The following is a 10,443-nucleotide window of genomic DNA, read 5'->3' as shown; positions in this document are numbered from 1 at the left end:
GCTGCGCCCGGATCAGTCCCGGAGCGAAGGGACCCGAGCCTGCGAGGGCCGAACGTAGGAGCAAGCGTTTTGGGTTACCTTTTTGGCGTTTGAAAAAGGTGACCCGCCGTAAGGGCGGAACCGTAATCAGCAACACCCGAAGAAACGGATATTCACCCAAAACCCCAAGAACCTGGTCGGCCCAGAGGCCGCCAAGACAACCCGAGCGAGAAAATGTTAGCGTGCTTGCAATCAAGCCCCGACGAGCCCAAGCCCAATGAAAAAAACAGTCCTGGCCTTCAGCCGCATCACCCCGCCCATGATCGAACGCCTGCAAGAAGAATTCGACGTCATCGTCCCCAACCCCAAGACCGGTGACATCAACGCCCAGTTCAACGAAGCCCTGCCCCACGCCCACGGCCTCATCGGCGTCGGCCGCAAACTCGGCCGCGCACAACTGGAAAGCGCAACCAGACTCGAAGTGGTCTCGAGCGTCTCGGTCGGCTACGACAACTACGACCTCGACTACTTCAACGAACGCGGGATCATGCTCACCAACACCCCCGACGTGCTCACCGAAAGCACCGCCGACCTCGCTTTCGCCCTGATCATGAGCAGCGCCCGCCGCGTCGCCGAACTCGACGCCTGGACCAAGGCCGGGCAATGGCAGGCCAGCGTCGGCGCCCCGCTGTTCGGCACTGATGTGCACGGCAAGACCCTCGGCATCGTCGGCATGGGCAACATTGGCGCCGCCGTCGCCCGCCGTGGTCGCTTCGGCTTCAACATGCCGATCATCTACAGCGGCAACAGCCGCAAGACCGAACTGGAACAAGAACTCGGCGCACAGTTCCGCAGCCTCGATGAGCTGCTGGCCGAAGCCGATTTCGTTTGCCTGGTGGTGCCACTGAGCGACAAGACCCGCCACCTGATCAGCCATCGCGAACTGGCGCTGATGAAGCCGAGTGCGATCCTGGTCAACATCTCGCGCGGCCCGGTGGTCGACGAACCGGCACTGATCGAAGCCCTGCAAAACAACCGCATCCGTGGCGCCGGGCTGGACGTCTATGAAAAAGAACCGCTGGCCGAATCGCCGCTGTTCCAGTTGAAAAACGCCGTGACCCTGCCGCACATCGGCTCGGCCACCACCGAGACCCGCGAAGCCATGGCCAACCGCGCCCTGGCCAACCTGCGCAGCGCCCTGCTCGGCGAACGGCCGCAGGATCTGGTCAACCCGCAGGTCTGGCGCGGTTGAAAAAAAGGGCCAGCGCAACATTGCGCTGGCCCTCACCTTACATAACTTGCAACCGAACAAAAACGCCGGACCAGGTAACTGCCATATAAGCTCTCGCAACTTATCAACTCATTGATTATTTGCTATGGAGAGCTGATCCCGTGAACACCCTGACCACCGACAAACTCATTCGTTACAGCAAAGTCATCTTGATGGCTTATATAAGTTTCTTCGGCTTGCTGGTGATGATTCATAACTTCACCGACTACGAGTCCAACTACACTTACGTTGCACATATCCTGAGCATGGACACCACCAACGCCAGTGAAAACATCATGTACCGCGCGATCGATTCGCCGATGATCCATCACCGGATCTACTGGTTCATCATCACCATGGAAGTCACCTACACCGTGCTCTGCCTGATCGGCACTTACCAGTTGTATCGCTACATCGATGCATCGCCAGCGGTATTCCATGAAGCCAAGAAGTTTTCAATCATGGGCATATTGGTCGCCATCTTCATTTATTACGTGTGCCTGCAAACTGTAGGTGTCGAATGGTTCGACATGGACACTTCGCAATCCTGGAATGCCAAGGACTGGGCAAGGCATATTGTCGACTTCATCTTCCCGGTGATGATCTACATCACTTTGAAAGTTGAGCGCTGAGTATCAGCGCTCGTTTTATCAAGCCAACTTCCCTTGACCCGCAGACAACAGCACTTTCGGTTTACGAAACACCAGCACGTTGCCCAGCATCACCAACACCAGCCCGACCAGCGCCGGTGCGGTCCATTGATAACCTTCGGCAAACGCCGACACATTCAACGCAACCACCGGAAACAGCACCGTGCAATAAGCCGCTCGCTCCGGGCCCATGCGCCCGACCAGCGTGAGATATGCAGTGAAGCCGATCACCGAGCCGGGAATCACTAGATACAACAGCGCACCGACATATCGCGGCGACCAATCCATGTCGAAGGGTATGCCCTTGATCAGACACCACACCGTCAGCATCGCCGCGCCGTAGGCCATGCCCCAGGCGTTGGTGGTCAGCGGTCGCAATCCCGCTTTCTGTTGCAGACTCGAGAGCATATTGCCGGCGGAAAAACACAAGGTGCCGCATAACGCCAATCCAAGGCCGAGCAGGGTTTGCGGGCTGGCTTGATGCCCGGCCAGTTCCGGCCAGAACAACAGCCCCAGACCTGACAGCCCCAACGCACCGCCGAGCAACACATTGCGGGCAATGCGCTGGCCGAAGAACACCCGCGCATTCAAGGCGTTCCACAACGTTGCTGTAGAAAACACCACCGCCACCAGACCGCTTGGAATCCACTGGCTGGCGGTCAGAAAGCACATGAAGTTCACACAGAACAGACATAACCCTTGAGCCACACAAATCAAATGCCCACGGCGGTTCATCGGTTGCAGGCGTCGGCTGAGCAGCAACAACGCAAACAACACCAACGCGGCGAGGCCGAAGCGATAGACAATCGACACCGGGATTTCGACCACGCCCAATTGCCATTTCAAGGCAATCCAGGTGGTGCCCCAGATCAGCACGGTCAGCAGGTACAACGACAGGTTCATGGCACACACTCCTTAAACAGGCCTTGAGTGTCTGCCTCGGGCAGCCTTCGACGCTTGCACAATCTTGCGCTTTTGTCTGGCGGCAGGCTGGCAGGGCGGCGTCTACGGAGTAGGATGCAAGGCGTTGGAGAGAACCGAACATGGCCGCTATCGATACCCTGCAAGTCTTTCAAGCCCTCAACCGCTCGCCGAATGCACGCCTTGTGCACAGCGCCGAGCTCGGTGACGGCATGTCTGCGGCCTTGTGGACCAACCACCACGATGCCCAGGAATACGAAGCGCCAAGTCATCACACGCTGTCGTGCTACGTCGCCGGCGGCACCGGCACATTCCGTCGTGGCCAACCGGGCCGCAAGGGCGGGCCGGACAAGCTGTGCATCCTGCCGGCCGATCATGAATCGGGCTGGGTGATCAATGGCGATATCCGTCTGGCGCACCTGTATTTCAGCGCCGAACAGTTCGCCCTCGGTTGCGTCACTTTGCTCGATCGCGAACCGCGCGAGATGCAATTACGCGAGCAGACCTTTCTCGAAGATCCGCAGCAGGCGCAGCGCTTCCGGCAATTGCTGAATCTGAACTGGCAAGAGCCGGCCGAGCGCTTGCTGACCAGCAGTCTCGCCCATGAATTGATCAGCCACACCTTGCTCAGCCAGGTCGGTGCGCGACAGGGCTTGCGCTTGAAGGGCGGACTGGCACCGCACCAGCGCCGACAACTGGTGGAGTTCATCGACAACCAGTTGGCCGAGCCGATCAGCCTCGGGCAACTGGCCGGGCTGTGTGCGCTGTCGGAATATCACTTTGCGCGGATGTTCCGCGTCAGCTTCGGGCTACCGCCGCACCAGTACGTGCTGGCGCGACGCTTGAGCCGAGCGCGGGAATTGTTGCGCGGCACGGCGCTGCCCTTGGGAGAGATTGCACTGGCGTGCGGGTTTGCCAGTGCCAGCCATTTCACTAATCGGTTCAGGCAGGCTTTGGGTGGGACGCCGGGCGAGTATCGGCAGGCTTTTTTGCGTTAGAAGGTCAAAAGATCGCAGCCTTCGGCAGCTCCTACAGGGGAAACGCATTCCAAATGTAGGAGCTGCCGAAGGCTGCGATCTTTTGACGTTGACTCAAAACTCCAGGGTGCTCGACAAGGAAACCTGCCGCGAATCCCCCATCGACACAAAGAAGCGGCTCGCCGAAGAGGTGTAATAAGTGCGATCAAACAGGTTCTTCACGTTCAACTGAAACTTGACCTTCTGCCCCTCAACCGTGGTGTCGTAAGTGGCAAACGCATCCGCCACGGTGTAGCTCGGCAGGTCAAAATCATTCACCGCGTTGCCGGCACGCTCGCCGACGTAGCGCGCACCGGCACCGACACGCAATTGATCACCACCAAACACATTGCCGAAGTCATACACCGCCGACAGCGAGCCGGAATTCTTCGCTACGTTTTGCAGACGCTTGCCTTTGTATTCCGGGTCTTCGGTGACTTCGGCATCGGTGTAGGCATAGCTGCCGATGAGGTTCCAGTGCTCGCTGAGCTGCCCACTCAGGTCAACTTCCAACCCGCGTGAACGCACCTCGCCTGCCGCACTGTAAATCGTTGTCGGGCCTTCGGAATTGGCCACCAGTACGTTGCGTTTCTTGATGTCGAACAACGCGATATTGCCGGTGATGCTGCCGGGCATATCCAGCCGCGCACCCAGCTCCCACGACTTGGCTTCCTCCGGCGCGATGCTACCGTCGAGCACGGTACTGCTGCCGCTCAGCGGGGCGATGGTCGAGTTGGGTTTGAACGATTCGGTGTAGCTGCCGTAGAACGACAGCGCGTCGGTGTAGCGATACACCAGCCCTGCGCGCGGCACCCACTTCTGCCCATTGCTGTCGGTATTGGCCTTGAACGGCACGCCTTTGCCGGCGTACTGGTCGTACTCCTGAAAACGTCCGCCAGCGACCAGAATCCACTGCTCGTTGAGGTGAATCGAATCCTGCAGGAACAGCGAATCGCTGCGCAGCTTATCGGTCTGCGCACTGTCGGGCGCACTCACCGTAGTGCCCATCACTTCGCGGCCATACACAGGGTTGAGATAGCTGAAGGTGCTCAGGCTTTTCTGCCGGATCAGATCCTCGCGGTAGATCTTGCGGTACTCGTCATCGACGCCGAACACCAAGTCATGCTGCATGCCCAGCACATTCACTTTGCCTTCGAGGCTGGCGGTGGTGAACCGATCGGTGCTGATCGCGTTTTGCGTGCCGTCCATGCTGCGGGTCAGTGTGCCTTTGTTGGTGTCGATCGCCGTCACGCGGACTTGGCTGGCGTCATAGGTTTCACGGTTCCAGCTGTAGCCGAAGTGAGCTTTCCAGTCGTCGTTGAGTTCGTGGTCGGCTTCGAAATGGTAGAGGTCCGAGCGCCCTTCCATGTCGTTGAACGGCTCATCGAGACGCTGCTTGCGCGAGATATCCAGCGGATGATTGGTGCGCGGATCGATCAAGGTGCCACGGTCGAAGGGGGTGAGAAATTCGCGGTGCTCGTAGGCGAACAACAGCTTGGTGCGCTCGCCGTACCAGGCCAGCGACGGTGCGATCAGCGTCTCGCGATGGGTGCCAAAGTTGCGCCAGTAATCTTCGTCTTCATGATCGACGACCATGCGATAGGCGAAGCCGGAATCGCCCAGCGCCCCGGTGCTGTCGAAGGCCCCACCGCTGCCATTCTTGCCGTCACCGTAGCTCGAACCGCGTACGGTCACGGCGTTGTACTGGGTCAGTTCCGGCTTCTTGCTGACCAGGTTGACCACACCACCCGGATCCTGAATCCCATAGAGCAACGAGGCCGGGCCCTTGAGCACTTCGACGCGATCCACGGTGGCGTTCATGCCACGGCCCTGCACCAGCGGCATGCCGTCGCGCATGATCGAGCCGTTGCGGTTGTCGCCGAAGCCTCGAGTCATCACCGAGTCCTGGGTACTGCCCAAGGTGTTGCCCTGGGTGATGCCGCTGACATTGGCCAGCGCGTCGTCGAGATTGCGCGGCGCCTGATCGCGAATGACCTGCGCCGGGATGACATTGACCGTCTGCGGAATTTCTTGCAGCGACGCCGATGAGCGCATCACAGAACTGGTTTCCGGTGGCTGATAACTCATCGATTCGTCGCGCGTGGACGTGATGGTGGTGGCGCCGAGAATGAGCGCGCCTGCGGTCGGCATCGGCTCCAGCGCCAACGTGTGACTGTCGGTGCGGCGAAAGCTCAGGCCGGAGTTGCCGAGCAGGCGTTGCAGGGCCTGCTCGGCGCTCATCTGGCCGTTGACTGCCGGAGCATTGAGGCCGTACGGCGCTTCGTCGGTGTAGACCACGCTCTGCCCGGTCACACGGCTGAAGTCGCTCAGGGCCTGCGGCAACGGTTTGGCAGCCAGGGCAAAATTGAATTGCTGTTGCGCCTGACTGCCCACCGCTTCTGCCGCCAGCGCGATACTCATCGGCAGCAATGCCAACGCGGATAAACTCAACGCCGACATGCCCAACCACTGTTTGACCGAACCGGATTTTGCCCTGGACTTCATTGCTCAATGACCTGTGTAGAACCGCAACGGATGCGAATGGCTCGCAGTTTCAGTCACTACACGGATGGGGCTCGGGGTTACCTCACCATAAATCGAAAATAATTTTGAAGATCAAAAGATCGCAGCCTTCGGCAGCTCCTACAGGGGAACGCATTCCAATGTAGGAGCTGCCGAAGGCTGCGATCTTTTGCTGCCTCAGCGCAGAATAATCAGCTGCCCCAACACCCGATGCTGCTCAAACCCCAACACTCCCTGCAACGAATTGAGCACCGCCTGCGGGTCCTTGCTCGGAAAGCTGCCGCTGACCTTGCGCGCCGCCAGCTCATCGTTGAGCAGCACAATCCGTCCCGGGTAATAGCGGCGCAGATCCTCGACGACATCGGCCAGCGTGGTCTTGTAGTAAGTCAGCCAACCCTGACGCCAGCCCAGTTGCGCTTCACTGTCCACGGCATGCAGTTTTTCCGCAGTGCCGTCGGCATAAGCAACTTGCTGGCCGGCCGTGAGAATCTGTTGTTGGCCATGCTCATCCGCCGTCACCGCGACACGTCCGGACAACACCGTCACTTGCGCGCCATGAGGTTGCCGGCGCACTTCGAACTGCGTGCCGAGCACCCGCGCCTCGCCCTGCTCCGCCGCCACCACAAACGGATCGCCGGTGTGAGTGACGCTGAAGAAAGCAGCGCCTCTGATCAATTTCACGCGGCGCTGGCCATGACTGAAATCCACAGCAATCGCGCTGTCGGCATCCAGCGTCACTTGCGACTGATCGGCCAGTGTCACCGTGCGAATTTCCCCTGGTGCCGAGACATGATCGGCGCGCAGATCGTCGAGCCAGCGCTGCGCCTGCCACCCCGTGCCGAGGCTGACCATCAACAGCAGACACGCGGCCATCGCCAGCGCGCCCGACCAACGCAACATCGGCGAACGACGCGGGGCATCCATCGCCCGCAGATAACCTTGCAGCGCGAGCGCATCTTCATCGGCCAGCGTGCGCGCGGGGCTTTCGCTGAGTTCCCAGATCACCTGCGCCTGCGCATACGCTTCGGCATGGGCCGGATCGGCGCGCAGCCATTGGCTGAAGGTCAGTTGATCGCCAGTGGTCGGGCGGTCGTGCAACAGGCTCAGCCAGGCCAGCGCGGCCTGTTCCTGGGCCGGTGTCGGCGTGATCGGGTTTGATGGCTTCACGGTGCTTTCCCTGGCAGACGTGGCGCGGGATCGCGCAGGCTGGCCTTGCAGGCCTCGAGGGCGCGCATCATATGTTTTTCCACGGCACTTTGGGACAGGCCCATGGCCTTGGCGATCTCGGCGTACTTGCGTCCGTGAATGCGATTGAGCAGAAAGATCTGCCGCGTGCGCTCGGGCAAGGCGCGCAACGCGGCTTCGACATGGCGCAGATCGTTGTCGGCTTCGAGGGCGGCCTGGGGTTCGCTGCCATGGCTGTCGGGTTCGTCCGGCTGCCAGCCTTCGTTGACCCGCGTGCGCGTGCCTTCACTGCGCAAATGATCGATGGCGATGTTGCCGGCGCAGCGCAGCAGATAGGTGCTGAGCTCTTCGACCTGCACCAGCGGCCGACGCCAGAAGCGCAAAAACAGATCCTGGACCAGATCCGCCGCCGTCGCCCGACAACCGACGCGCCGGTTCACCAGCGCCTCCATTTGCGCACGCTGGGACAGAAACACCTGGAGAAAATGCGCACGCGCGCCACGCGCTTCATCGTCACGCGATTCCGGCGGCAGACCGATCAGCACTTCAGCACTGCGCCCAGGCGGCGACCGGGCTGGCCAACAGGCTCAACCCGGCCAGGGCCATGGCCAGACGCGGGCGATACGGCAGCAACAGCACCAATGCCAAAGCGCTGAGCATCAGCACCGCGAACCAGTCGACCAGACCGAAACTCCAGCCACTGGCTGCGACCGCTGCCCACAGCGAAAGCGCCAGCAACAGCCATCCCGCCAGCGCCAGACCCTGACGGCGTCGCGTCGACGGTTTGGCGTCGAGCAATTCGGCGTGATGACGTGGCATCGACAGGCACAACGCGGTGAAGCCGGCATAGGTGAGCAACAGGGCCAGCAGCATCAGTTGGCCCCCTGTTCGACTGTGATCGAGCGAGGCGAAGGACTTGCTTTGCGAACGCTGACGCGCTCGCCCGTACGCTGCATCTTGCGCGCAGCCCAGCCGAGAAAAAGCCCCGTCGCCAGACACGTCAGATCAAATCCGGCCAGTGCCCAGTCGCGCTGCATCAGGGTCGCGCCAAGATTCCACGGTGTGGTCAGCGCATTGATCAGCGGCACCGCGATAAACAGCGCGGCGCCGAGCGTCAGCTGTTCGATCCACGCCTTGCGCCCCGGACGCAACACGGCGTGCACCACGCTCAGGCCCCAGGCCATGAAGAACGCATTCACTTCCCAATCGGCCCGCCCTGCCAGACTCACCGGCAGCAGTCGATTGGCCAGAAAGAACACCGCCACCGCCGATACCAGGCCGGCCATGCTGGCGATATTCAGCACCTCGACCAGGCGCAGTTCGAACGGCAGCGCCGCGCTTTTTACGTGCTTGAGCTGCCGCTTACCGAGCCAGATCACCAGCCCGGTGCCGATCATCGCCGTGCCAGCCAGTCCGCAGATGAAATATAGCCAGCGCAACAGAGGCCCGGCGAAATGGCCCATGTGCAAACCGTAAAACGCGCCACCCACCGCCATCGCCATGGGTTGATCGGGGGTACTGCTCAGAAGCTGCCCGGTGACACCGCTGAAGGTCACCGCCCGGCCGAAATCGTGCACCACCCGATCGCCCGCGCGGGACAGCACCACCGTGGCGCTGGCATCGCCCGGATTGCTCACCGACAGCCGCGCGGTATGGCCGCCCGCCCATTGCTCGCTGGCCTTGGCCAGTAGCGGCGCCATGGCGCTCAGCGGTGCGGCGACATCGGCGCGCTCGGGCGTCTTCGAGGCGGGAAAGACTTCGTCGTAGAACTTGCGCACGTCGCTGCCGTAAGAGGCAACGATGCTCGCCGGCATAACCATCGACATGAAAATCACCAGGCTGCTGTAAGTGATCATCAAGTGAAACGGCAGCACCAGCACACCCACGGCGTTATGCCCGTCGAGCCAGGAACGCTGGCCCTTGCGCGGGCGGAAGGTGAAGAAGTCCTTGAAGATTTTCTTGTGGGTGATGATGCCGCTGATCAACGCAACGAACATCACCATTGCGGCGATGGTCGCCAGCCAGCGCCCCCACGGGTAAGGCATCTGCAACTGGAAGTGGAAACGGTAAAAGAACTCGCCGCCCATGCTTTCGCGGCCCTGTACTTCGACTCCGGTTTGAGCATCGAGGGTTCGGGATTCGAAGCGGCCGCGCTCGCCGGGTTTGCCCGGCGCCTGCTGCCAGCGCACCGTCAGGCCGGGGTCGCGGGCATCGGGCAAATCGATCAGCCAGCGCGAGGCGCCGGCGGCGTGTTGTTGCAGATAATCTTGCGCCAGCGCCAGGCTCGCTTCGCTATCAAGCGAATGTGCAGCGATCTCCGGCTGCATCCAGTGGCTGATTTCATCTTTGAAATAAGCGAGCGTGCCGGTGAGAAAAATCGCGAACAGCAACCAGCCGAACACCAGCCCGGCCCAGGTGTGCAGCCATGCCATCGCCTGCCGGAAGCCCTCTTTCATGCCAGCCCCAGACCGCGCGCGGCACCGGAAACGGTGGCGAGAATCACGCTCGGCACCAACAGGCCGACCCACGCCGACCACGCGCTGCGGCAGGCAAAGCACCAGAGCACTGCGGCCAGATAGACCAGAAAGGACACGGTCATGCCAGTGACCACCGCTTCGGCGCGGTTCAGCGGCAGCCACAACGTCAGGGTGACGCTGGCCAGCGCCGCGACCAGATAGCCGCCGAAAATCGCCGCCAGCACTCGCGAAGTGACGGCCAGACGATAGGACATGGGAAGGGTGGCGAGTTTGCCTTTCATGTTTCGACCCTGAAACGAAAAACGTTCGGCCGACAAGCCGAATCTACAGGCGAGCAATATTAATGATAAATATTCTCATACGCAAAAGCATCTGATTGCCGGACACTGTCGTCAGCCTCTACAATGCGAACCGTTCTTGTT

At 60.9% G+C, this 10,443-nt stretch carries 10 protein-coding genes; 3 read left to right on the top strand and 7 right to left on the bottom strand.

What is annotated here, in order from left to right:
* Positions 1-256 precede the first annotated feature (256 nt).
* Both D8U60_RS04955 and D8U60_RS04950 read left to right on the top strand, forming a co-directional pair.
* Positions 257-1,231, top strand: a complete 975-nt coding sequence (locus D8U60_RS04955) for a D-glycerate dehydrogenase (RefSeq protein ID WP_130899610.1) — start codon at positions 257-259, stop codon at positions 1,229-1,231.
* Positions 1,232-1,371: 140 nt separating this feature from the next.
* Positions 1,372-1,881, top strand: a complete 510-nt coding sequence (locus D8U60_RS04950; protein WP_123443463.1) for a DUF2165 domain-containing protein — start codon at positions 1,372-1,374, stop codon at positions 1,879-1,881.
* A gap of 18 nt (positions 1,882-1,899) precedes the next feature.
* Here the strand turns inward: D8U60_RS04950 and D8U60_RS04945 are convergent, their stop codons facing one another.
* Positions 1,900-2,802: a DMT family transporter gene (locus D8U60_RS04945; protein ID WP_122700000.1), complete on the bottom strand. Its 903-nt coding sequence runs from the start codon at positions 2,800-2,802 to the stop codon at positions 1,900-1,902.
* A 140-nt stretch (positions 2,803-2,942) separates the two neighbouring features.
* Here D8U60_RS04945 and D8U60_RS04940 point away from each other — a divergent pair, with 140 nt between their 5' ends.
* Positions 2,943-3,818 carry an AraC family transcriptional regulator gene (locus D8U60_RS04940; protein WP_130899609.1) on the top strand — a complete coding sequence of 292 codons (876 nt, stop codon included), beginning with the start codon at positions 2,943-2,945 and terminating at the stop codon, positions 3,816-3,818.
* A 93-nt stretch (positions 3,819-3,911) separates the two neighbouring features.
* Here D8U60_RS04940 and D8U60_RS04935 read toward each other — a convergent pair whose 3' ends face one another.
* The 6 genes from D8U60_RS04935 to D8U60_RS04910 all read right to left on the bottom strand — a co-directional run bounded on the left by D8U60_RS04935 (position 3,912) and on the right by D8U60_RS04910 (position 10,302).
* Positions 3,912-6,341, bottom strand: a complete 2,430-nt coding sequence (locus tag D8U60_RS04935) for a TonB-dependent receptor (protein ID WP_130899608.1) — start codon at positions 6,339-6,341, stop codon at positions 3,912-3,914.
* A gap of 195 nt (positions 6,342-6,536) precedes the next feature.
* Positions 6,537-7,526 carry a FecR family protein gene (locus tag D8U60_RS04930; protein WP_130899607.1) on the bottom strand — a complete coding sequence of 330 codons (990 nt, stop codon included), beginning with the start codon at positions 7,524-7,526 and terminating at the stop codon, positions 6,537-6,539.
* On the bottom strand, positions 7,523-8,089 hold the full coding sequence (locus D8U60_RS04925; RefSeq protein WP_122610799.1) for an RNA polymerase sigma factor: 567 nt from the start codon (positions 8,087-8,089) through the stop codon (positions 7,523-7,525). Before D8U60_RS04925 ends, D8U60_RS04930 begins: the two co-directional genes overlap by 4 nt.
* Before the next feature lies 1 nt (position 8,090).
* A complete protein-coding gene (locus D8U60_RS04920) occupies positions 8,091-8,417 on the bottom strand; it encodes a DUF3325 domain-containing protein (protein ID WP_130899606.1) in 327 nt (108 codons plus the stop codon).
* Positions 8,417-10,000, bottom strand: coding sequence for a PepSY-associated TM helix domain-containing protein (locus tag D8U60_RS04915; RefSeq protein WP_130899605.1), 1,584 nt, complete (start codon positions 9,998-10,000; stop codon positions 8,417-8,419). Before D8U60_RS04915 ends, D8U60_RS04920 begins: the two co-directional genes overlap by 1 nt.
* Positions 9,997-10,302, bottom strand: coding sequence for a DUF3649 domain-containing protein (locus tag D8U60_RS04910; protein ID WP_130899604.1), 306 nt, complete (start codon positions 10,300-10,302; stop codon positions 9,997-9,999). Before D8U60_RS04910 ends, D8U60_RS04915 begins: the two co-directional genes overlap by 4 nt.
* Positions 10,303-10,443 lie beyond the last annotated feature (141 nt).

It is taken from the genome of Pseudomonas sp. Sample_11 (genome assembly GCF_004307505.1).
Taxonomy (GTDB): Bacteria; Pseudomonadota; Gammaproteobacteria; order Pseudomonadales; family Pseudomonadaceae; genus Aquipseudomonas; species Aquipseudomonas atacamensis.
Note: the sequence above shows the minus strand (reverse complement) of the source record. Positions and strands in the feature narration are given on the sequence as shown.